Source organism: Catenuloplanes niger, assembly GCF_031458255.1.
Taxonomy (GTDB): Bacteria; Actinomycetota; Actinomycetes; order Mycobacteriales; family Micromonosporaceae; genus Catenuloplanes; species Catenuloplanes niger.
In genome coordinates this window covers 1,492,871-1,515,794 of sequence record NZ_JAVDYC010000001.1, presented here as the reverse complement: position 1 = coordinate 1,515,794, position 22,924 = coordinate 1,492,871, and the positions used below count along the sequence as shown (strand labels likewise).

Sequence of the window (22,924 nt, the reverse complement as noted above, 5' to 3'; positions counted from 1 at the left end):
CGGCGCGGCAGGTGGTGCCCGCCCGGTGCTCCGTGCCCGCCCGGGTCCGCCCGGCGCGGGTGGGCCGCGGGCGGCGTCGCGTTTTCCCTCACGATCCGGGCTCGCCCGCCGATCGGGTCGTCGATGAGCGACGGCGTCATCTACGACAGCGTGCGCACGAGCATCGCCCGGGCGACCGGCGAGCCGGGCGTGCTGTTCAAGACGCCGCGCGGCCCGCACGGTGCCCGGCGGATCGCGCACGAGCGCACGGTCCTGGCCCGGCTGGCCGGACTGCCGGGGGTGCAGCAGGTCGCGCCGGGGGACGGGCACGAGGACCGGCTGGCGCTGATCGCGTACGACGCGCCCACGCTCGCGGAGAGCTGCGCGCACCGGCCGATGGACGCGTCCGAGCTGCTGCGCTTCGCGACCGAACTGGCCGAGGCGGTGGCCGGCGTGCACGCGCGCGGCGTCGTGCACAAGGACCTCAACCCGGCGAACGTCCTGGCCGACGGTGAGCCCCGGCGGCCGATCCTGATCGACTTCGGCCTGGCCACCACGGTCGCGGAGGGCCGGCCCGAGTTCACCCACCACTCCGAGATCGAGGGCACGCTGCCGTACCTGGCGCCGGAGCAGACCGGGCGCACCGGCTGGCCGGTCGACCAGCGCGCGGACCTGTACGCGCTCGGCGCCACGCTCTACGAACTGGCGTCCGGCACGCCGCCGTTCGGGCGGGACGGCGACCCGCTCGACCTGATCCGGCTGCACCTGTCCGCCGTACCGGCGCCGCTGACCGGCGTGCCCGCGCCGTTCGCCGCGATCGTGGCGCGCCTGCTGGAGAAGGAGCCGGGCCGCCGCTACCAGAGCGCCGAAGGGCTGCGGTACGACCTGCGCCGGCTGGCCGCGCACCCGGACGCCGAGTTCCCGCTCGGTGAGCACGACTTCCCGGCGCGGCTCGTCCCACCGGCGCGCCTGGTCGGCCGGGACGAGGAGCTGGCGACGCTGCGCGGGGCGTTCCGGGACGCGGTCGCCGGCCGTACCCGCTGCCTGTTGGTCTCCGGCCCGCCGGGGGTCGGGAAGAGCAGCCTGATCGACCAGCTCCGGCCCACGGTGACCGGCGCGGGCGGCTGGTTCGTCTCCGCCCCGTTCGACGCGCTCCGGCGCGGCGCGGACGCCAGCCCGGTCCGTCTCGCGGTCGCCACCATCGCCCGCATGCTGCTGGCCGAGCCGGAGGAGGAGCTGATCGAGGCGCGCTGGCGGCTGCGCGACGCGCTCGGGGTCGAGGCCGGCCTGCTCGCGGAGATCGTGCCGGACTTCCGGACCGTGCTCGGCATCCCGGCCGATGACGACCCCGGCCACCCGTCGCCGGCCGGAGCGCCCACCGAGCCGGCGGACCCGCGCACCGGCACCGCCCGGCTCGCCCGCGTCGGCCTGAAGCTGCTGCAGGTGGTGGCGCGCCCGGACCGGCCGGTGGTGCTGGTGCTCGACGACATCCAGTGGGCCGGGCCGGCGCCGCTCGGCCTGATCGACGAGGTGGTGGACGCGGACGACCTGACCGGGCTGCTGCTGGTCGGCACGTACCGGGACGCGGAACTGGACCCGGCGCATCCGCTCACCGCGCTGCTGGACCGCTGGCAGCGGATGCCCGTTCCGCCGGTACGGATGGAGCTGGCCAACCTCGGCGAGGCGGACGTGGGTGTGCTGCTGACCGACCTGCTCCGGCTGCCGGCCGAGGACGCGGCCGGGCTCGCGGCCGCGGTCGCCGCGCGCACCGGCGGCAACCCGTTCGACACGGTGGTGCTGGTGAACGCGCTGCGCCGGGAGGGTGTGCTGACGCCCGGCCCGGACGGGTGGCGCTGGGATCCCGAAGCGCTGCGCCGCCACATCGGCGACGGTGACGTGGTCGGCCTGCTCGGCGCGCGGATCGCGGCACTTCCCGCGGACACCGCGCAGCTGGTCGCGGACCTGGCCTGTCTCGGCGGTCACCTCGCCGGCCCGGTGCTGGCCGCGCTGACCGGCGGCGACCCGGAGACCGTGCTCGGGCCGGCGCTGACGGACGGGCTGCTGGTCGCGGAGGGCACGGACGGCGTGCGGTTCCGGCACGACCGGGTGCGGCAGGCCGCGTACACCGTGGGGGACCCGGCGGACCGCGCGGCCCGGCATCTGCGGCTGGCCCGGCAGCTCGCGGACCGGCCCGGCTGCGGCGGGCTCGCGGCGGAGCAGTACCGGCTGGCCGGCGCGACGGTCACGGACCCGGCGGAGCGGCGGCGCGCGGTCGGGTTGCTGGTCGCGGCGGCCGGACAGGCCCGCCTGCTCTCGAACTACGCGGCCACCGAGACCCTGCTGTCGGCCGCGGCCGAGCTGATGCCGGACGGTGACGACGAACTCCGGCTCGCGGTCGACGTGGAGCGGCACGCCGCGCTCGTCGGGCTGGCCCGGCTGGACGAGGCGGACGCCGCCTACCGCGCGATCGCGGCCGCGGCCACGCCGCTGCGGCTGGCTCCGGCCGCGACGCTGCAGGTCGGCAGCCTGATGATGCGCCGGCGGGCGGACGAGGGCTGCGCGCTCGGCCTGAGCGTGCTGGCCGCGCTCGGCCACCCGGTGCCGGACGAGGCGGCGACGGCGGCCGCGGTGCACGACGCGGTCGACCTGGTCTCCGCGTGGGCGTCCACCCCGGACGGACTGCCGGAGAACACCGACCCGGGTACGGCCGCGGCCGGCATGCTGATCAACCAGTTGCTGCTGTGCGCGTACATGGCGCGGCCCGGCGTCGTACCGTGGCTGGTGTCCGAGGGGGTTCGGCTGCGGGTGCGCGGCGGGCCGTGCCGGGAGCTGGTCGGGCCGGCCGCGCACGTCATGTTCCTCACCGTGCTCACCCGCGACGACTACCGCACGGGATATCTCGCCGCGCTCGAGGTCCTGGCGGAGAGCGAGATCCGGGGGTACGAACCGGCGACGTCCCAGGCCCGGTACCTGTGTGCGATGACCGCGCTGCCGTGGTTCGAGCCGCTCGAGGAGGCGCTGCGCCAGCTCCGCCGGGCGCGCGAGGGCCTGCTGCGCGCCGGGGACCAGGGCAGCGCGTGCATGGCGTACTGGGTGAGCGTTCCGGTGCTGATGGACTGCGGTGCCACGCTCGACGACCTGGCCACCGAGATCGACCAGGGGCTCGCGCTGGCCGCGCGGACCGGCAACGACCTGATCGGCGGTGGCCTGGAGTGCTGGCGGCACCTGGTCCACACGCTGCGCGGCACCGGCGACACCGGCTTCGCCCGGGACGACTACCTCGCGCGGGTACGGGACGTGCCGATCGCGGCCGCGCACCTGATCTTCACGGAGGCGCTGGCCGCGGTGATCTTCGGGGACGACGACGCGGTGGACCGCGCCACGTCCGCCGAGGACGCGATGCGCGTCGGCGTCGCCACCCCGCTGAGCCTGACCGGCTGTTTCCTGCGCTGCCTGGCGCTCACCGCCCGGCTCAGGCGCCCGGGGGTGCCGCACCGCGCCGATCTGCTGGACGAGCTGGACCGGCACCGGTTCTGGCTGGCCGCGCGCGCGGCGCAGGGACCGGCGAACATCGCGCACCTGCACCTGTGCGTGGAGGCCGAACGCGCGGCCGTGGACGGCGACTTCGACAGCGCGATCCGCCTCTACGACGAGGCGTTGCAGTTGGCCGGCCCGCGGCGACCGTGGCACCGCGCGCTGATCGCGGAGCGGGCCGGCCGCTACCACCTGGCCGAGGGCCTGCGCTTCGCCGGTGAGCGCCTGATCAGGGACGCGTTCCACTGGTACGGCGAGTGGGGCGCGATCGACACGTGCCGCCGGTTGACCGCGGAGTTCGCGTTCCTGCGCCGTGCCGCGCGACCCGCCACCGGTGGCAGCGCCACGATCACCTCGGACGCGGTCGATCTGCTCGCGGTGCTGCGCGCGTCCCAGGCGCTCAGCTCCACCACCCGGGTGGGCCGGCTGCAGGAGCGGGTCGCCGAGGTGCTCGCCGCGCTGACCGGCGCGACCGGCGTCCGCCTGGTGCTGCGCGACGTGGAGACCGGCGGCTGGTTCCTGCTCGGCCCGGACGAGGACGTCATCCCGCTCGCCGAGGCGGGCGACCGGCTGCCGCTGACCGCGATCCGGTACGCCGAGCGCACCGGCGTACCGCTGCTGATCGGGGACACCGCGGACGACGACCGGTTCCGCGGCGACGCGTACCTGCGGTCCGTACCCGGCTGCTCGCTCCTGATCGTGCCGATCCTCAGCCGCGGCGCGCCACGCGGGCTGCTGGTGCTGGAGAGCCGGCACGGCCGGGACGCGTTCGCCGTCACCGGCATCGACGCGGTGCGGCTGATCGCCGGCCAGCTCTCCGTGTCGCTGGACAACGCGCTGCTCTACGCCAGCCTGGAACGGAAGGTGGCCGAGCGCACCGAGGCCCTGCGCGCCGCGAACGAGCAGCTGGAGCTGCTCGCCGTCACCGACCCGCTGACCGGCCTGGCCAACCGCCGCCGCCTCGCCGAGGTGCTGGAGGAGTCCTGGCGCCGCGCGGTCCGTCCCGGGCTGTCGCTGGCCGTCGCGCTGATCGACGTCGACCGGTTCAAGCTGTTCAACGACTCCTACGGCCATCCGGCCGGCGACGAGTGCCTGCGGTCGGTGGCCCGGACGCTGCTCCGCGCCGTCCGCGACACCGACACGGTGGCGCGCTTCGGCGGCGAGGAGTTCGCCGCCGTGCTGCCCGGCGCCGACCTGGAGACCGCGATCGTGGTGGCCGACCGGATGCGCGCCGCGGTCGAGGCCCTCGGCCACCGCCACGAACTCTCCGAGCCGGGTGTGGTCACCGTCAGCGTCGGCGTCGCCGCGGTCGTCCCGGATCGCGTCGGCCGCCACGAATCCCTGGTCAAGCTGGCCGACGAATCGCTCTACGCCGCGAAGGCCGCGGGCCGCAACCGCGTCGTGGCCCACGAATAGCGGGCCACTCCGGGTGCCGCGCTCAACCGGGCCGGCGGGCGTCCACCTCGATCTCCAGTTTCATGCGCGGGTCGGCCAGCCCGCAGACCAGCATGGTGGCGGCCGGGCGGGCGCCGGCGAAGTAGCGGCGGAAGCTGGGCCAGCAGGGCTCGAAGTCGGCGCGGTCGGGGAAGTAGTAGCGCACGCGGACCACGTCGGCGGCGGTGCAGCCGGCCTCGGTCAGCGCGGCGGTGATGTTGCGGAGGCACTGTTCGGCCTGGTCGACCACGTCGTCGGCGATCGTCATCGTGGCGTAGTCGAAGCCGGTGGTGCCGGAGACGTGGACGTGGTCGCCGTCCACGACGGCGCGGGCGTAGCCGATCTGCTCCTCGAACGTGGAGCCGCTGACGATGGTGCGTCGCTCTGCCATCGGGGAAGGGTATGACGGATGCGATGGAGATTCGACGGGTGGATCGCGGGTCTCGGCACCCGGTCCGGGACCCGGATCGTGCTGGGTCACTGGCCCCGGTCGCCGCTCGGCGCGTTCTCGGACGTGATGGTCGAGCGGCCGGACGGGCACCGGGTCCTGCTGGCCCCGTCCGGCGAGGTGGCCGAGTTCGTCGGGGCGACGTACCGGTTCGACGAGGTGCGCACGGTGCCGGTGCGGGTGACGACCGGTGCGCGGTGGCGGGTCGAGGCCGGACCGCTGCGGATGTGTTTCGTGCCCGGGCGGCGCGGCGTCCTGGGAGTGCTGTTGCGCGGCGTGCCACCGCCACTGGCCCGGATGCCGGCCTGGATCGCGGTGATCGACCGTCCGGCGCGGATGCTGCTGCCGGGGGTGCGCACGCGTGGCTCGGCCGGCAACGGACGGCGGGAATGGTACGGGGCGCAGGACCTGCGGCCGATCACCGAGGTGCGGGCCGGCTGGAACGGTGCGGACCTGGGCGGGCTCGCGGAGGTGTCACCGCCGGTGCGGTTCGGGTTCGGGTCGGTGCCACCCCGGCCGGCGCTGGTGCGGGTGACCACAACGGTGTCGGCGGGCCCGTGATCCACGACGGGGTGGCGGGCCTGTGATCCGCCGCGGTGTCGGCGGGCGGGTGACCGCGGCGGTGTCGGCGGGTGCCGGAGCGGCGCCCGCCGGGCCGCGCCGGGCCGCGCCGGATCAGCCGCCGGTGATCGCCAGCTGCTCCGCGGGGAACGTGCCGTGGGCCGGATTGATGTCGGCTCGCCGCCGCGTCCGTGCCCTGGGTCAGCGGGCCGTACCGGGGCACGCCGTCGCGGACCGCGACGAAGCCGAACGTCCAGCCGGTCGCGCCGGTCTCCGCGTGGCCCTTGAGGTGCAGCCGGATCAACCCACCGTCGGTGTCCGGCGTGAGCCGGATCTTGGTGTAGCCGTAGTCGGACGGTGCCAGCGCGCCGGGATCCGGTGGTGCCGCAGGCCCGCGTCGACCGCCTCGACCGGCGCACCCCGGTACGCGGTGCGGAACCCGGCACCGTAGACGCCGCTGATGAACGGCATGAAGTCCGCGCGGTTCGAGTAGTCCCGGGTGACGTTGTGCTGGGCGTACTCGCCGAGCCGCCGGTTCAGCTCGGCCTGGCTGATCGCGCTGATCCGGCGGTACGTCTCGAGCGGGTGCTCGCCTCGTTCCAGACGCGGTTGAACATGGCGAGCCCGTCACGGTCCTTGATGTACTGCGGCAGCATCCAGGCGCCGTGGTGGTGTCGCGAGGACGGGTAGTAAAGGTTTTCGGTCCGCAGCCACCGGGTCAGGTCACCGGCCGCGGTCCACGGGTACACCTGCATGGCCATGAACCCCGCGCCGGACGGTCACTGATGAACGTCAGTGTGGGCGCATGTTTGAATCGACGCAATTGAATGCTAGGGTGGCCTCGAAAACGTTTTCGTGACGTTTCGATCTCTCGACGGAGCCCTCATGCGCACACGTTCGCGAATCGCCGCCGTGGCCGCCGCCCTGCTGGTCCTCGCCGGAGCACCACCGGCCCACGCCGCCCACGCCGCCCCCGCGGCCGTCGCCGCCCCTGCGGCCACCGAGGCCGACGCCGCCCCCGCGGCCGACGCCACGTCGACGGAGCCGGCCGACGCCGCCCCCGCCACGTTCACCAACCCGATCAAGACCCGCGGCCCCGACCCGTGGCTCACCTACCACGACGGGTACTACTACCTGGCCACCACGACGTGGAACAACACCGTCACGATGCGGAAGGCGCGCACGCTCGGCGGCCTGCGGACCGCGCCGGACACGCTGATCTTCACGCTGACCCGGCCGAACGGCGCCGGCACCATGTGGGCCCCGGAGTTCTTCCTGCTCAACGGCCCGAACGGCCCGCGGTGGTACTTCTACTACACGGCCGGCCGCGAGCCGTACAACCTCGGCACGCAGCGCATCCACGTGCTGGAGAGCGCCGGCACCGACCCGATGGGGCCGTACGCGTTCAAGGCCTCGATGCTCGACCCGGCCCAGGACAACACCTGGGAGCTGGACCCGAGCATCCTGCAGCTGAACGGCCGGCTCTACCTGCTCGGCACGTTCTACAACGGGTCGCAGCCGATGTTCATCCGCCCGCTGTCCAACCCGTGGACCGCCGCCGGCACGCGCCGGATCCTCAGCACGCCCACCTACCCGTGGGAGACGGTCGGCGGTGCGGTCAACGAGGGTGCGGAGGTGCTGCAGCGCAACGGCAGGACGTTCATCGTCTATTCGGCCAGCCACTGTTCCACGCCGGACTACAAGCTCGGCCTGCTCACCTGGAACGGTGGCGACCCGCTCAACTCCGCGTCCTGGGTCAAGTCGCCGCAGCCGGTGTTCCAGCGCAACAACGCGGCCGGCGTCTACGGCCCGGGCCACAACGGCTTCTTCACCAGCCCGGACGGTACCGAGGACTGGATCGTCTACCACGCGAACAGCTCCGCCTCCGGTGGTTGCGACATGAACCGCTCCACGCGCGCGCAGCGGTTCACCTGGAACGCGGACGGCACGCCGAACTTCGGCACCCCGGTCGGCGCCGGCGTCGCACTGGCGGGCCCGTCCGGCGAGCCCGCGTCGTAGAACGGGCCCGCGTCGGAGAGAGAGCCCGCGTCGGAGAAATACTGTGAAGCGGCCCGGGGTAGCTGGCAGGATCTCAGTCGATGCCAACCGAACTGCACCCCAGCTACCCGGTCCGCACCGAACGGCTGCTCCTCCGGCCGCTGCGCATGGCGGACACCGATGCGCTCGTCGCGTACCGCAGCATTCCCGACCTCTGCCGGTTCGTCCCGTTCGCACCGCAGAGCCGGGCGGACATCGAGGCCCGCATCAGGGGCGTCTTCGCGAACCACGCGCTGACCGCGGAGGGCCAGAACCTCACGCTCGGCATGGAGCTGGCCGCGACCGGCGAGCTGATCGGCGACGTGATCCTCTTCTATCACAGCCGGCTGCACGCGGGTGGCGAGGTGGGCTGGATCCTCAACCCGGCCTACGGCGGCCACGGGTACGCGACCGAGGCCGCCCGCGCGATGCTCCGGCTCGGCTTCGAGGAGCTCGGCCTGCGCCGGATCATCGCGCGGATCGACGAACGCAACGTCGCCTCCGCCCAGCTGGCGCGCCGCCTGGGCATGCGTCAGGAGGCGCGCCTGGTCGAGAACGAGTTCTTCAAGGGCGAGTGGACCACGGAGCTGGACTTCGCGATGCTCGCCACCGAATGGTTCGCCTCGCACGCCGGGGACCGCGTTACAGGGTGAGCCGCCAGCCCTCCAGCGTGCCCGGCTCGTTGCCCCAGATGTCGTCCGACACCTGCAGCGTCCACACGCCGTTCGCCGGCTTGCCGGACACGCGGGTGATGTGGGTACGGAACGAGTTCGGCGAGTAGTACGCGCGGTTGATCTGCAGGTCGATCCGCTCGCCGTCCGGCGCGACCAGGTAGACGGCCAGGTCGCGCTCCTGCGGGTGCCGGATGCGCACCTCGACGTAGCTGCTGTTCGCGGGCGCCCGGGCGCAGTCGGTGACCGTGATCGGGCTCCGCACCGTCTCCATGTCCACGAACGAGTAGTCCGTGGTGGAGACGCCGCCGCAGGCCGGCGCCGGCAGGTCCTCGCCGGCCAGGTTCAGCACCCAGGAGTCGGTCTCGCCGATGCCGCTCGGCGCGTTGTCGAACACGGACAGCTTCCACACGCCGTCGGCCGGCTCCGCGGACAGGTCGTGGGTGAACGTGTAGTCGATGTCCCGCGCGTCGTCGCCGGTGCGGCTGACCAGGTTGTACTCGTTGCCGCTCGGCGCGATCAGCTTCACCTCGAGGTCGGCGACGTAGGTGTGGTCGATGTGCACCTCGACCGTGCTGTTCGCGGCCGCGTTCACACCGCAGCCGGCGATCGTGACCGGCAGCTCGACCGGGTGGTCGCTGGTGGTGGAGACGTTGCGGTCGCTGGCGCCGACGCAGCCGGCCGCGGCCGTGACGGTCAGTGCGAACCGGACCGGCCGGGTCGCGCTCGGGCCGGTGCCGACGACCAGCACGTCGTACGTGCCGGGCGCGGTCCGCGCGGTGGTGGTGACGGTCAGCTCGGAGGTGCCGCCGGAGCCGATCGTCGCGGGTGCGAACGTGGCGGTCGCGCCGGCCGGCAGTCCCCGTGCGCTCAGCGTGACCTGCTGTGCCGCGCCGCGGGTGACGGTGCCGGTGATCGTGGCGGTGGCGCTGCCGCCCGCGACCACGTCGCCGTCCGCGGGCGTGGCCGCGAGCGAGAAGTCGTTCGCGGGCACGGTCGAGTCGACGTAGAGCAGCCGGTTCGGTGAGCCGGTGCCGGCGTCGCCGACCACGTTCGGCGTGGCCTCGGCGAGCAGTTCGTCGGCGACCTGGGCCGGCGTGTACGTCGGGTGGTCGGCCAGGATCAGCGCGGCCGCGCCGGTGACGTGCGGCGCGGCCATCGAGGTGCCGCTCCACAGCCGGGTCGCGGTGTCGTCGCCGATGTTGGCGGAGCGGATGTCCACGCCGGGCGCGAACAGGTCCACGCACGTGCCGACGTTGGAGAACGGCGCGCGGGTGTCGTCCGGGCCGGTGGCGCCCACGGTGATCGCCTCCGGCACGCCGGCCGGCGTCCGGTCGCAGGCGTTCGCGCCGTTGTCGTTGCCGGCCGAGATCACGTAGGTGATGCCGTCCGCGATGGACCGGCTGACCGCGGCCTCCTCGGTGGGGAAGCGGCGCGCCGCGTTGATGCTCACGTTCGCCACGGCCGGGGTGCCCGCCTCGTGGTCCGCGGTGGCCCAGTCGATGCCCGCGATCACCGAGGCGACCGAGCCGCTGCCCGCACAGTCGAGCACCCGCACCGCGACCAGTTCGACGTTCTTTGCCACGCCGTACGTGGTGCCGCCGACCGTGCCGGCGACGTGTGTGCCGTGCCCGCGACAGTCGTTCGCCTCAGCGTCGTTCTCGACGAAGTCCCACCCGGAGCGGACCCGGCCGGTGAACTCCGTGTGCGTGAGGTTGATGCCGCCGTCGATGATGTACGCGGTCACCGCCGGCGCGACGCCCGGGTAGGTGAAGCTGTCATCGGCCGGCAGCGCGCGCTGGTCGATCCGGTCCAGGCCCCAGGACGGCGTGGGGGACTGCACGTCCGAGCCGGTCACCGTGGCGTTCTGGGTCACGGACGCGACCACCGGGTCGGCGGCCAGCCGGCGCGCCGCACGCTCGGTCAGGCGCGCCTCGAACCCCCGGGCCGCGTGCTGGTACGTCCGGACGACGGTGCCGCCGTGCCGCCCGGCCAGCGCGGCCGCGGTGCCGGGGACCGCGTCCGCGGCCACCGCGGCGTCCTTCAGGAAGACGATGTAGGAGCCGGCGATCGCCTGCGGGCCGTCGGCGCCGAGCACCGTGCCCTCCGGTTCGGCGGCGGTCGCGGGTGCGCTCGCGCCGACGGCCAGCAGCGTGACGACCGCGGCGACCAGGCCTCTTCGTACCGATATCAAGGAATTCCTCCCTGTCTAGGCAGCATGGTCATGCTAGGGAGATTCGGTCGATATCGACAGTGATGAGATTGACAGCGGCTGCCGGGAACCGGGTGCCGGTGCCGGTGAACGCGCTGGTCGGCGGCGTCTGCCGACGGGCTCGGAGCGGGATCGGGGAAGGTGGCGCCCGTATCGTCGGGAAAATGTGGTCTTGATCCGCCGTGAAAAACTTCTGGCCGGCCTACAACCGGGCGCGGCGAGGGCGTGTCTGTAGTTCGTGACATGTCGACAGGAGCGGACATGAGCGACAGTACGGACGCCGATTACCTCGCGTACGTGCACGGACGGATGGCGGCGCTGCGCCGGTGGGCGTACCTGCTCAGCGGCGACACGCATCAGGCGGACGACCTGGTGCAGGAGACGCTGACCACCGTGTACTCGCGATGGAACCGGGTGTCGCGGGCGGACAACATCGACGGGTACGTGCACCGGATCCTGGTGCGCACGTTCCTCAACGAGCGCCGCCGCGGATGGTGGAAGGTGCGCCTGTTCGGCGAGACCACGCCCGAGCGGCAGTCGGGCTCCGTGAACGTGGAGGAGCGGCAGGTGCTGCGGGCCGCGCTGGCCCGGATCACCCCGAGCCAGCAGGCCGTGCTGGTGCTGCGGTTCCTCTGCGACCAGAGCGTGGCCGACACCGCGCAGGTCCTCGGCGTGTCCGAGGGCACCGTCAAGTCCCAGACCAAGCACGCCCTGACCGCCATGCGCAGGATCCTCGGCGAGCGGATGCCGAGCCTGACCCTGGAGGTATCGCGATGAACATCGACAAAGAGGAAGAGGAGGCCCGGCGGATGATGTCGCCACTGGCCGAGGAGCCCCCCGCGGACGCCCACGTGGACGTGCCGGCCACGATGGTCGCCGGCACCCGGCGGCGCCGGACGCGGGCGGTGGCGGGCGGTGCCACGTTCGCGGCCGTGCTGGCGGTGACGGCGGGCGTGGGCTTCGCCGCGCTGCCGGGCACCGGCGGCTCGTCCGGGTCGCCGTTCGCAGCCGGGCCGTCGGCGGAGGCCGTGCCGCCGAACGGGTCGTCGGCGCCGTCCGGTGCCGGCTGTACCACCGCCGACTTCGCGGTGCGGAACGTCGTGCCGCTCGCGGCCGACCGCGGCGGCCGGTGGGTCGTCGGCATGAACGGCAAGTACCAGGCGCCGACGCTGTTCGACAACGGCACCGAGGTGGGCAAGCTGCCGATGGCCGGCGTCGGTGAGGGCGGCGTGCTGATCCCCACCCAGATCAACTCCGCGGGTACGTTCGCCGCCTGGTCCTATCGGATCGACGAGACGTCGAAGGCGTGGGTGTTCACCGGCACCACGCCGAAGCAGCTCACCGGCGAGGACGCGCAGGCGCTGGCGATCTCCGAGAGCGGTGACGTGGCCGGCGGCAAGGTGGGCGAGACGCCGGTGGTGTGGAACGTGGCGAAGTCGGAGCCGACCTCGCTGCGGCTGCCGGCGACGTACCGGTCCGGTGAGGTGGTGGCGTTCGGCGACGACGGCAAGGCCGTGCTCGGTACGGTCGGCACCGGCGAGACCACGGACATCACCGCGGCGGGTGGCACCGGGACCGGCGTGATCTGGCCGTCCGCCGACGCCGACCCGCAGTTGCTGCCGCTGCCCCAGGGCGCGGAGTGGGTGCGCCCGACCGCGATGCGCGGCAACTGGGTGGTCGGGCTGGTCTCGGACGGGTCCGCGTTCCGCTACCACGTCGCGGACAAGCAGATCGAGCGGCTGCCGTCGCAGATCCGCTGGCCGGTCGCGGTGGCCTCGGACGGCGCGGTGGCCGGCACGACGGTGCAGCCGCCGGCCGTGTTCGCCCGCGGGACCGGCGCCGTGCTGCTGGACGGCGACCAGGTGCGGCCGCTGCGGCCGGACGACGCCGAGGGCACGCTCTACGAGCTGGCCGGGCTGACGGACGACCACCGGGTCGTCGGGTACGTCATGCCGCCGGTGCCGGAGAACGGCGCCCTGCCGTCGAGCGCGGCCGTCTCCTCGGAGGGCTCGGGGGCCGGCAGCAGCCACGCGTTCGTCTCGACGTGCTGAGGCCTTACGCGTGAGGTGAGCGGTGCGGCGGCGGAGGTTCTCCGCCGCCGCACCGCCGTGCGTTACGCGACCGTGCCGGTCACCGAGGTGCCGGACCTCGTCACGTGGTAGGTGACCGTGGTGCCGCTCCAGAAGTGGAACGTCAGCGTCACCCGGGCGCCGTCGGTGACCTCCGCGAAGAACTCCGGTTTGAGCACGATGCGGTTGCCGGCGTAGTCCGGCGCGAACGTCACGTCGAACTCCTTGAACGCGGTCCAGTTGTGCGGGCCGGCGAACGAGCCGTCCGCGTACTTCGCCTCCATGGTGGCGAGCTGGTCACCGCGGAACTGGGTGGGCACCGCGAACGCGGCGGTGGTGCCGGTCGCGTTCGCCAGCAGTGGCGGGTCGTACGTGATCACGTCGATCCGCCACGGCACGCCGGTGGAGAACCGGGCCTGCAGCGTGGCGTTGATGCCGTAGGCGCGGTTGCCGACCAGCCGGGTGACGGTCTCGGCGCTGAGCGTCAGCGTGTTCCCGTTGAGCGTGTAATCGGCGCCGGTGAGCCCCTGGAACGTGGTGCCGTTCAGGTTCAGCGTCAGCGACTTCGCCGTGATCGCGCCGGTCCGCGGCACGTAGATCTGGTCGCTCGACGCGGTGCCGGACCGGACCGTCCAGCTCGATCTGATCTGCGCCCACAGCTCCGGGTCGGACCAGACGAAGCTGGTCCGGCCGAGGTGCTGGCCGTTGTCCCAGAGCATCGTGGTGATGTTCCGCAGCTTGGCGTAGTAGCCGAGGAACTCGAAGAACTTCAGCTTCTCGCCCTGCTGGATCGTGCCGGTGTGCCGGTCGAAGCCGAGCAGCCCGTACTCACCGATGATCACCGGGATGCCCTTGGCCACGAACGCCCGGTGGACCCGGTCGAACTGGTCGATCAGGTCCTGCTGGGTGGTCGCGTCGAACCGGGTGCCACCGGCCACGTTCACGCTGAACGGCCAGTACCCGTAGAAGTGCACGGTGGCGATCAGGTTCGGGTCGTTCAGCGCGGCGAACGTGGCGGTCAGCTCGTCGATCCGGGCCTGCTCTGCGGACGTGTGCAGGGTGGGCAGCACCAACAGCCGGGTCGCGTTGCCACCGCCGGACGCGCGCACGATCCGGTGGAACGACGTGTTCAGCTCGTTGAGCAGCTCCGCGTTCTGCGCGTCCCCGGACGAGCCGGTGAACTGCGGCTCGTTCACGCTCTCGAACGTCAGCTTCGCCGGCGCGTCCCGGAACGCGGCCGCGAGCTGCGTCCAGAGCGCGTTGTAGCGCGCGGTGACGCCGGCCCGGTCGGCCGGCATCGTGTTGATCCACTGCCACGAGTCGTGGTGAATGTTGATCATCACGTAGAAGCCGTCGTCCAGCGCCCAGCCGACCACCTCCTGCACCCGGGCCAGCCACGCCGGGTCGATGGTGTAGGCCGGGGCCGGGCCGTGGTGGTTGCTCCAGGTGACCGGGATCCGGATGCTGTTGAAGCCCTGCGCGCGCACGTTGTCCAGCAGCGCCTCGGTGACCCGCGGGTTGCCCCAGGCGGTCTCGTCCGCGCCGACCGCGTCGAAGCTGTTGCCGAGGTTCCATCCCGGTTGCATGGCCGCGACGGCCGCCATCGCGTCGCCACCGGGCCGGGGCGTGGCGGTCGGGGTGGGGCTCGGGCCGCCCGTCCCGGTCGGCGCCGGGCTCGTCGGATTCGTCGAGCCGGTGCACGTCGTGCCGTTGAGGCTGAACGTGGCCGGGCTCGGGTTGGAGCCGCTCCAGGAGCCGTTGAAGCCGAAGCTCACCGACGCGCCCGTGCCGAGCGCCGCGTTGTAGCTCGCGTTCCGCGCGGTGACCGCCGCGCCGGACTGGGTGACCGTCGCGTTCCACGCCTGGGTGACCGACTGGCTCCCCGGGAACGACCAGGTCAGCGTCCAGCCGTCGATCGCGTCGCCGAGGTTGGTGACCGCGATGTTCGCGGTGAACCCGCTGTTCCACTGCGACGGCACCGCATAGGTCACCCGGCACCCGGCCGCGGCCTGTGCGCTCGACGCGACGGCGAGGCCGCCGGCGAGCAGCACCGCGGCGGCACCGACTGTGAGACCGGCTCGCCACCGGCTCCTGATGGTCATGATCGTGCGACTCCTGTCCTCCGGGCGTGGGCGAAGACCCGGTCAGCCGGAGGTTAAGTTGAGTCGCCAAACTTTGTCAATCGACGTAGGTGAGTGCCGACCGCAGCGTGGCCAGCGCGTCGGCCGAGCGGGAGCCGGGTTGCGCGTGCAGCACCAGCACCTCCAGGCCCGGCGCGCCGGCCACCAGCAGCTTCTCCGTCATCAGCTCCAGGTCACCGGCCGCCGGATGCCGGAGCACGATCGTGCCGCTGCCGCCGCGGTGCACGTCGTGGCGGGCCCACAGCCGGCGGAACCGCACGCTCTTGCGCGACAGCTCGCCGATCAGCGCGTCCAGCCGCGGGTCGCCGGTGTCCGTGCCGCACAGCGCACGCACGTACGCGACCGCGCCCGCGGTGAGATCCGCCGGCCCCGGGTGGTGCAGCGGGACCGGCCCGCCCAGAAAGATCGTCCGCAGCAGGTTCACGCCCGGTCGCAGGAACGGCGCCAGCTCGCGGGCGAGCGGGTTCGCGGCGAGCACGTCGCAGTACCGGTTGAACACCACGCACGGCACCTCGAGCGTGCGCACCAGCACGGCGAGGCTCGGCGGCAGATCCTCGTCGCGGGCCGGCGTGGGCTGCGCGGCGCGACCGGCCAGCGTCATCAGATACTCCGTGCTCTCCTCGTCCAGCAGCAGCACCGAGGCGAGCGCGCCGGCCACCCGCGCGGACGGGCTGCGATCCCGGCCGCGCTCCAGGCGCAGGTAGTAGTCGATGCTGATGCCGGCCAGCATCGCCACCTCCTCGCGGCGCAGGCCGGGCACCCGGCGCGGCCCGTTGCCCGGCGGCAGGCCCACCTCGGCGGGCGTCACCAGCTCCCGCCGCGCGCGCAGGAAGTCACCGAGGGCGTTGTCCATGCCGTCCACGGTAGGGCGCACGCCGTACCGCTGGGGTGGTCCTTTTTCTCCCTGGATCTTCGCTCCCTGCCACCGGCCGCGCGATGCCACGAGGATCGGACCCGCACACCTCCGAAGGGAACGACCGCATGCTGATCGACGGCAAACTGGTGGAGTCCGGCTCGCGCTTCGCCAACATCAGCCCCACGACCGAAGAGATCATCGGGTACGCCGAGGACGCGACCGCCGCGGACATGGACGCCGCGATCGCCGCCGCCCGCCGCGCGTTCGACGGGACGGACTGGGCCACCGACCACGCGTTCCGCCGGCACTGCCTCACCCAGCTCGGCGACGCCATCCGGGAGAACGCCGAGGAACTGCGGCGCATCGACGTCGCCGAGCTCGGCGTGCCCGTCACCGCGACCGGGCTGACCGTCGACACGATGCTGCCCCGGGCCGCGCAGCTGGCCGAGCTGGCGGAGACGTACGGCTACGAGCGTCCGCTGCCGAACGGCGCCGGGATCCTGCGGCGCGAGGCGGTCGGCGTGGTCGCGGCCGTGCTCACCTGGAACTGCGGGTTCTTCCTGTGGATCGAGAAGGTGCTGCCGGCGCTCGCGGCCGGCAACACGGTGGTGGTCCGCCCGGCACCGGAGACGCCGTGGGGATCGACGTTCATCGCCCGGCTGATCGCGGAGCGCACCGACATCCCGGCCGGTGTGGTGAACGTGGTGACGTCCAGCAGCCCGGCGCTCGCGGTCCAGCTGACCGAGGACCCGCGGGTGGACATGGTCTCGTTCACCGGCTCCACCGCGGTCGGCCGGCGGGTCATGGCCCAGGCCGCCGGCACGGTCAAGAAACTCGTCCTCGAGCTCGGCGGCAAGTCCGCGAACATCGTCCTCGACGACGGTGACCTCCGGGCGGCCGTCGCCACCACGGTCGGCCAGTCCTGCGCGTTCGCCGGCGAGATGTGCGGCATGCTCAGCCGCCTGCTGCTGCCCCGCTCCCGCTACGAGGAGGGGATCGCGCTCGCGGCCGCGATGATGCGCGACGTCGAGGTCGGCGACCCGGCGGACCCGGCCACCCGGCAGGGCCCGCAGATCTCCGCCGCGCACCGGGACCGGATCCTCGGCCTGATCGCGACCGCGCGGGCGGAGGGCGCCCGGGTCGTGGTCGGCGGCGGCGTGCCGGACGTGGCCCGCGGCTTCTACGTGCAGCAGACGCTGCTCGCGGACGTCGACCCGGACTCCACCATCGCGCAGACGGAGGTGTTCGGCCCGGTCGTGTGCGTGATCCCGGTCGCGGACGACGACGAGGCCGTGCGGGTCGCGAACAACAGCGTCTACGGGCTCAACGGCGCGGTCTGGAGCGCGGACCGGGAACGGGCGCTGAGCGTGGCCCGGCGGGTGCGGACCGGCACGATCTCGGTCAACGGCGCGCACTACTTCCAGAACGCGCCGCTCGGCGGCTACAAGCAGAGCGGTCTCGGGCGGGAGACCGGCCTCTGGGGCTTCGAGGAGTTCCTGGAGACGAAGGCGATCGGCGTGAGCTGAGGTCAGCGGGACTCGTCGAGGTGCGCGGCCCAGATCGGGCCGGCCTTCTCGTGCGCGTCGACGCCCTGGAAGAACGCCTCCGCCACCCGCTGGTACTCCTCCTGGGGCGCGCCGGTCACCCCGAGGAACTTGGGGCGGTGCACGGCGAAGCCACCCGGCGCGTCCTGCGGGCGGTAGGGGATCGCCATGCGCAGCAGGAAACCGTCCGTGTGACCGGCCGCTTCCACGATCAGCGCGTCGGTCTTGCCGTCCGGCAGGTCGATGAACGCGTCCAGCACCGTCACCGCGTGCACCGCGCCGCGCGCGTTGTCCCGCAGCGCCGCCTGCACCGCGGCGGCGCCGGCCTGCAGATCGCCGGGAAACCGGTCGAGGCCGCGCTTGCCGTCCGGCGTCTCGTAGCCGTACATCGGCACCAGCGTCGCACCGTCGGACACGCTCCACACCGCGTGCGCCGCGAAGTACCCGGCCATCCGGGCGGTCTCCCACATCCCCCCAGCCTGCCATGCCGGGGACCGCCGCCCTCAGCGGATCTCCACGACCGTGCCCGCGCGACCTCCCGGCGCGGTCCGCAAGAGTGGTCCGGGAAGACCGGTGCGGTACGGGACGGGGCGACGGAGAATGGCGGTCATGAATGATCGTCGTGTGAGGGCACTGGTGCTGCGGGGCGGCTGGGAGGGACATCGGCCGGTCGAGGCGACCGATCTGTTCCTGCCGTTCCTGGAGGCCGGCGGCTACGAGGTGCGGGTCACCGGGGACACCGCGGTGTACGCGGACGCGGACGAGATGGCGCGCACGGACCTGATCGTCCAGTGCGTGACCATGTCGGAGATCAAGGCCGACGAGGTGAAGGGGCTGCGGGCGGCGGTCGCGGCCGGGACCGGGTTCACCGGATGGCACGGCGGGATCGCGGACTCGTTCCGCGCGTCGTCGGACTACCTGCAGCTGGTCGGCGGGCAGTTCGCGACGCACCCGAGCAAGGAACCACAGGCGTGCGCGGGCGGACCGGAGGACAACTTCCTGCCGCACCGGATCACGTTCACCGCGCTCGGCCGGGAGCACCCGATCACCGCGGGACTGGACGACTTCGGCCTGACGACCGAGCAGTACTGGGTGCTGCACGACGATCTCAGCGACGTGCTCGCGACCACCACGCACCCGGCGCCGGAGTGGCATCCGTGGCACCGGCCGGTCACCTCGCCGGCCGTCTGGACCCGGCTCTGGGGCGCCGGCCGGATCGTGGTGTCCACCCCCGGGCACAGCCTGGACGTGCTGGAACACCCGAGCGTACGGACGATCATCGAGAGGGGCATGGTGTGGGCGACCCGCACGGCATCGGCATCGTAGGCACCGGTTACATCTCCGGTGCGTACCTGGACACGCTGGCCGGGCACCCGGCCGCCCGGATCACCGCGGTCGCGGACCTGGACGCGGACCGGGCCGCCGCGGTCGCGGCCGAGCTGCCCGGCGCCCGCGCGCTGACCGTGGACGCGCTGCTGGACAGCCCGGACGTGGACACCGTCCTGAACCTCACGATCCCGGCCGCGCACGCGGAGATAGCGCTCCGGGCGGTCACCGCGGGCAAGCGGGTCTACGGCGAGAAACCGCTGGCCGCGACGTTCGAGGAGGCCGCGGACGTGGTCGCCGCGGCCACCCGGCGGGGCGTCGCGCTCGGCTGCGCGCCGGACACCGTGCTCGGCACCGGCACGCAGACCGCGCGCGCCGCGATCGACGCCGGAACGATCGGCCGGCCGCTCTCCGCGCTGGCCGTGATGGTCACGCCGGGGCACGAGCGCTGGCACCCGAACCCGGACTTCTACTACGCGCCCGGCGGCGGCCCGCTGCTGGACATGGGCCCGTACTACCTGTCCGCGCTGGTCCACCTGCTCGGCCCGATCCGCGCGGTGACCGGCGCGGGCGCGCGGCTGCGCGGCGAGCGGACGATCGGGTCCGGCACACGCGCCGGCGAACGCATCCCGGTCGGCGTGGACACGCACGTCACCGGCGTCCTGGAACACGCCGGCGGCGCACTGTCCACGATCATCACCAGCTTCGACGGCGTCCGCACCGGCGCCCCTCCGATCGAGGTGCACGGGGAAGCCGGCACGCTGGCCGTCCCGGACCCGAACACGTTCGGCGGCGACGTCCGGCTCTTCCCGCTCGACGGCGACGCCTGGCGGCCGCTCCCGCCGTCGGCCGGCTACGCCGACTCCGGCCGCGGCATCGGTCTCCTCGACATGCTGACCACCGCGTCCGCCGAGCCACGCGCCGGTGGCACGCTCGCGCTGCACGTCCTCGAGGCGATGACCGCACTGCTCCGCTCCGCCGCCGACGGCCGCCGCATCCCGCTCGCCACGACCACCGACCGCCCGTCCCCGGTTCCACTCACCCCGGCCGCCACCTGGCGCCGCTGACCACCGCCACCCCGACGAACCCGGACCCACAATTCGCTCTACCCGCTTCCGGCGCGGTGCGGCCCGCATGCTCCCGCGGGCACCGGTCGGCCGCGGGCGGCCTCCCTGCCGGTCCCGTGGCCGGTCACCACCACCCCCGGCGCACCCGGCCGGGCCCGGGTGACCGGCCACGGATCGGCAACCGCCGCCCACGGCAGCACCGGGGGCCGGCCACGCCGACGCGGGACGGCGAAGTTCAGGCCAGGAACTGACCGGTACGGCCGGCAGGGTGGGCGGCATGAGCGAGACCATGCTGTTGGCGGCCGGCGACGTGCCCGAGGGCGCCGCCGTGCTGAACCCCTTCGTGATCGTCGACGACGCGGCCGGACTGATGGAGTTCGTCTGCCGGGTGTTCGACGTGGTGGAGACCGTCGAGGCGCGCACGCCGATGCCGGACGGGCGGCTGATCCACGCCCAGGTGCGGCTGGGCACCGTCGATCTGATGATGGTCGACCGGCTCGACGGATGGCCGGCCCGGCCCGGCCTGCTCCAGGCCTGGGTGCGGGACGCGGGCGCGGTGCTGGACCGGGCGGTCGCGCGCGGTGCCCGCACGGTGACCGCGCCGCTTCCGTTCTACGGCGAGACGACGCTGGCCCGCATGCTCGACCCGTGGGACAACCTCTGGTGGCTGTGGTCACCCGCGCCCGGCCGGCCGGACCCGGCACCGCCGTGGGAGGGCGGCGATGACACCATGTTCACCACGCTCGACACGACGCTGCGGGAACTCGCGGCCTGACCGTCCGTCCGAGGGCTGACCAGCGCGATCGAAGCTGTCGGCACGCGCGTGATGACGTGTGGTGACCTGGTCGGCCCTCCTGCGGAACTCTGACAAAACGGCGTTATCATCTGCCGATCGTGCGCATAATGGCTCTCCTCGTCGTCCTCCTCGGCTCGGCCGCCCGGATCGTCCGCTGGCTGGCGGACCAACCGTTGTGGCTCGACGAGCAGATGATCGCTATCAACATCCGGGACCGTGGGTTCGCCGGTCTCGCCACCGACCTCGCCCACGACCAGAGCGCACCGATCGGGTGGCTCTGGCTGCAGCGGGTGGTGTACCTGGTGCTCGGCGACGGGGGCCTGGCGCTGCGGCTCGTCCCGCTGCTGTTCGGCGTCGGCACGCTGGTGCTCGCGTACTGGGCCGGCCGCCGCCTGCTCGGCCCCGCGGGCACGCTCGCGCTGGTCACGCTGCTCGCGGTGAACGGCTCGCTGATCCGGTACGCCACCGAGCTCAAACAGTATTCCGCGGACGCGTTCACGGTGCTCCTGCTGCTGGTGCTGGCGGTATCCGCCACCCGCCGGCCGGCCGCGGGCCCGCCCGCGCTGTACCTCTGGATCGCGGCCGCGATCGGTGGACTGTTCAGCACCGCCGCGATCATGGCGACGCCCGGCGTCGCGCTGGTCGTGCTGGCCGTCGCGGTCCGGGAGACCGGCTGGCTCACCACCGCGCGGCGGCACGCCGCCGGCATCGCGCTGTGGGCCGCGTCGGTCGGCGCGCACTACCTGCTGGCGCTGCGGTACGCGCTCGGCGACGACACGCTCGCCGCGCTCAACGCCCGCCTCGGATTCCCGCCCGACGGCCTGGTGCCGACCGCGCGCTGGCTGCTCGCCCGGCCGCTCACGCTGGCCGGCGACCCGATCGGCGTGCCGTGGTGGCTCGCCGTCCTCTTCTGGCTGCTGGCGGTCACGGGCATGATCGCGGCAGCCACCCTGCCACGCCGCTCCACCACCGTCGACCTCGCCACCGCACCCGACCTCGCCACCGCACCCGGCCCGGCCACCGCACCCGGCCCGGCCACCGCACCCGGCCCGGCTGCTGCGGAGGTGCCCGGTGCGGCCGGGCGGGTGCCCGGCTGGCGGGGCGGGCCGCGGTGGGTGCTGGGGCTGGTGCTGGCCGCGCCCGTGGTGACCGCGTTCGCGGCGGCGGCCGTGCACGCGGTGCCGCTCTACGGGCGTTTCGCGGTGCAACTGCTGCCGCCGCTGTTCCTCGCGGTCGCGATCGCCACCGACCTCATCGCGGCCGCACTGCCGCCGGTGCTCCGTTCCCCGGCCGCGCTGCGCCGCCCGGCGACCGCGGCCCGGTCGCTCACGGCCGCCGGTGGCGCGGTCGTGCTCGCCGCGCTGGCGATCTTCGCGGTCGCGCCCGCCGCGGTGGGCGCGACCCGGCCGGCACCGCTCACGAACGGCGTCGACGACCGGGCCGCGATCGCGGCGCTGACCGCGGCGTACCGTCCCGGCGACCTGGTGGTGGTCACGCCGTCCTCCTGGCCGGCCGTCGAGTGGTACGCGGGCGCGACCACGTTCGCCCCGGTCCTGCTGCTGCACACCACGTGCAACCGGTCCGGGCCGGTACTGGAGCAGGTCGCGCCCGACTACGCGCGGGTGCTGGTCTACCTCGGCATGCAGGCGGGCGGCACACCCGGTGAGGCGAAGGTGGCCGCCATGCTCGCCCGGCACGGCACCGTCACCGGCCCGGAGCGGTTCGGGGCCGGTGCGCTCTACACGCTGACGCTCGGCCCGGCCGGCCCGAGCCCGCTGGCCGCCGTGGAGCTCACCAGGGACGACTGCCTGAAGGTCATCGCCGTCGACGGCTGAGCTGGCGCGGCCGCATCGGGACCCGACCGGGACGGGCATCCCGGTGCGGCGGCCGCCTCGGCCGCGGCCGCTTCGCGTACGCCCAGGATCGGCAGCCGGCGGATCATCCGGGACGAACCAGCCGCGCCGAGCGACTGGGCGGACACGGGCGGCGGTTCCAGCGTCGGGCCGCTGCGGGCGCGCGGCCGGCCCGGGACGCCCGCGGTACCCGGTTTCCACCGGCTGTCCCGCCGGCGACGGCCGACGGCGCCACGGACGCGGACTCGGCCGAGGCGGACCTGACCCCGACAGCGGATCACCGCGACAGCGGATCACCGCGACAGCGGATCACCGCGATGGTGGTGATCCGCGACGGCGGATCGCCACGACGGCTGGCGGCAGACGGGCGCGACGCCGCTGATCCGGTCCCCGGAC

16 protein-coding genes and 2 pseudogenes are annotated in these 22,924 nt (G+C 73.7%); 11 read left to right on the top strand and 7 right to left on the bottom strand.

From position 1 onward, the window contains the following. The first annotated feature begins 123 nt into the window (after window positions 1-123). Entirely contained in the window at window positions 124-4,929 is a 4,806-nt protein-coding gene (locus J2S44_RS06615) for a diguanylate cyclase (protein ID WP_310409861.1), read from the top strand. A 22-nt stretch (window positions 4,930-4,951) separates the two neighbouring features. Here J2S44_RS06615 and J2S44_RS06610 read toward each other — a convergent pair whose 3' ends face one another. After that, window positions 4,952-5,338 (bottom strand): RidA family protein, encoded by a 387-nt coding sequence (locus J2S44_RS06610; RefSeq protein WP_310409860.1) that lies wholly within the window; start codon window positions 5,336-5,338, stop codon window positions 4,952-4,954. 18 nt (window positions 5,339-5,356) lie between these two features. Here J2S44_RS06610 and J2S44_RS06605 point away from each other — a divergent pair, with 18 nt between their 5' ends. Further along, entirely contained in the window at window positions 5,357-5,956 is a 600-nt protein-coding gene (locus J2S44_RS06605; RefSeq protein ID WP_310409859.1) for a hypothetical protein, read from the top strand. Between the two features lie 238 nt (window positions 5,957-6,194). Here the strand turns inward: J2S44_RS06605 and J2S44_RS06600 are convergent. Next, window positions 6,195-6,260, bottom strand: a pseudogene (locus J2S44_RS06600) (hypothetical protein); the annotation flags it as partial. Then, window positions 6,257-6,711 (bottom strand): annotated as a pseudogene (locus J2S44_RS06595) (DUF6055 domain-containing protein). The pseudogenes J2S44_RS06595 and J2S44_RS06600, both read right to left, overlap by 4 nt. A 130-nt stretch (window positions 6,712-6,841) precedes the next feature. On the opposite strand from J2S44_RS06595, the gene J2S44_RS06590 reads away from it, so the two are divergent. Together J2S44_RS06590 and J2S44_RS06585 are read left to right on the top strand one after the other, a co-directional pair. Beyond that, window positions 6,842-7,975, top strand: coding sequence for a glycoside hydrolase family 43 protein (locus J2S44_RS06590; RefSeq protein ID WP_310409858.1), 1,134 nt, complete (start codon window positions 6,842-6,844; stop codon window positions 7,973-7,975). 80 nt (window positions 7,976-8,055) lie between these two features. Beyond that, entirely contained in the window at window positions 8,056-8,646 is a 591-nt protein-coding gene (locus J2S44_RS06585; RefSeq protein WP_310409857.1) for a GNAT family N-acetyltransferase, read from the top strand. On the opposite strand, the gene J2S44_RS06580 is transcribed toward J2S44_RS06585, so the two are convergent. Next, entirely contained in the window at window positions 8,636-10,858 is a 2,223-nt protein-coding gene (locus tag J2S44_RS06580; RefSeq protein ID WP_310409856.1) for a S8 family serine peptidase, read from the bottom strand. The two genes, J2S44_RS06585 and J2S44_RS06580, sit on opposite strands and share 11 nt — an antisense overlap. A 279-nt stretch (window positions 10,859-11,137) precedes the next feature. Between J2S44_RS06580 and J2S44_RS06575 the strand changes: the two genes are divergently transcribed. Together J2S44_RS06575 and J2S44_RS06570 are read left to right on the top strand one after the other, a co-directional pair. Then, complete coding sequence (locus tag J2S44_RS06575) at window positions 11,138-11,653, top strand: SigE family RNA polymerase sigma factor (protein ID WP_310409855.1); 516 nt, start codon at window positions 11,138-11,140, stop codon at window positions 11,651-11,653. Next, window positions 11,650-12,927, top strand: coding sequence for a hypothetical protein (locus J2S44_RS06570; protein ID WP_310409854.1), 1,278 nt, complete (start codon window positions 11,650-11,652; stop codon window positions 12,925-12,927). Before J2S44_RS06575 ends, J2S44_RS06570 begins: the two co-directional genes overlap by 4 nt. 62 nt (window positions 12,928-12,989) lie before the next feature. Here the strand turns inward: J2S44_RS06570 and J2S44_RS06565 are convergent, their stop codons facing one another. Next, window positions 12,990-15,047 (bottom strand): cellulase family glycosylhydrolase, encoded by a 2,058-nt coding sequence (locus J2S44_RS06565; protein WP_310409853.1) that lies wholly within the window; start codon window positions 15,045-15,047, stop codon window positions 12,990-12,992. A gap of 76 nt (window positions 15,048-15,123) precedes the next feature. Next, complete coding sequence (locus J2S44_RS06560) at window positions 15,124-15,939, bottom strand: helix-turn-helix domain-containing protein (protein WP_310409852.1); 816 nt, start codon at window positions 15,937-15,939, stop codon at window positions 15,124-15,126. Window positions 15,940-16,067: 128 nt separating this feature from the next. Between J2S44_RS06560 and J2S44_RS06555 the strand changes: the two genes are divergently transcribed. After that, entirely contained in the window at window positions 16,068-17,468 is a 1,401-nt protein-coding gene (locus J2S44_RS06555; RefSeq protein ID WP_310409851.1) for an aldehyde dehydrogenase family protein, read from the top strand. A gap of 2 nt (window positions 17,469-17,470) precedes the next feature. On the opposite strand, the gene J2S44_RS06550 is transcribed toward J2S44_RS06555, so the two are convergent. After that, complete coding sequence (locus tag J2S44_RS06550; RefSeq protein ID WP_310409850.1) at window positions 17,471-17,956, bottom strand: hypothetical protein; 486 nt, start codon at window positions 17,954-17,956, stop codon at window positions 17,471-17,473. 139 nt (window positions 17,957-18,095) lie between these two features. Between J2S44_RS06550 and J2S44_RS06545 the strand changes: the two genes are divergently transcribed. The 4 genes from J2S44_RS06545 to J2S44_RS06530 all read left to right on the top strand — a co-directional run bounded on the left by J2S44_RS06545 (window position 18,096) and on the right by J2S44_RS06530 (window position 22,510). Then, window positions 18,096-18,812: a ThuA domain-containing protein gene (locus J2S44_RS06545; protein WP_310409849.1), complete on the top strand. Its 717-nt coding sequence runs from the start codon at window positions 18,096-18,098 to the stop codon at window positions 18,810-18,812. After that, window positions 18,782-19,879, top strand: a complete 1,098-nt coding sequence (locus tag J2S44_RS06540; protein ID WP_310409848.1) for a Gfo/Idh/MocA family protein — start codon at window positions 18,782-18,784, stop codon at window positions 19,877-19,879. The genes J2S44_RS06545 and J2S44_RS06540 overlap by 31 nt, the downstream gene beginning before the upstream one ends. Before the next feature lie 277 nt (window positions 19,880-20,156). Further along, window positions 20,157-20,654 (top strand): VOC family protein, encoded by a 498-nt coding sequence (locus J2S44_RS06535; RefSeq protein ID WP_310409847.1) that lies wholly within the window; start codon window positions 20,157-20,159, stop codon window positions 20,652-20,654. A 128-nt stretch (window positions 20,655-20,782) separates the two neighbouring features. Next, on the top strand, window positions 20,783-22,510 hold the full coding sequence (locus J2S44_RS06530) for a glycosyltransferase family 39 protein (protein ID WP_310409846.1): 1,728 nt from the start codon (window positions 20,783-20,785) through the stop codon (window positions 22,508-22,510). Window positions 22,511-22,924 lie beyond the last annotated feature (414 nt).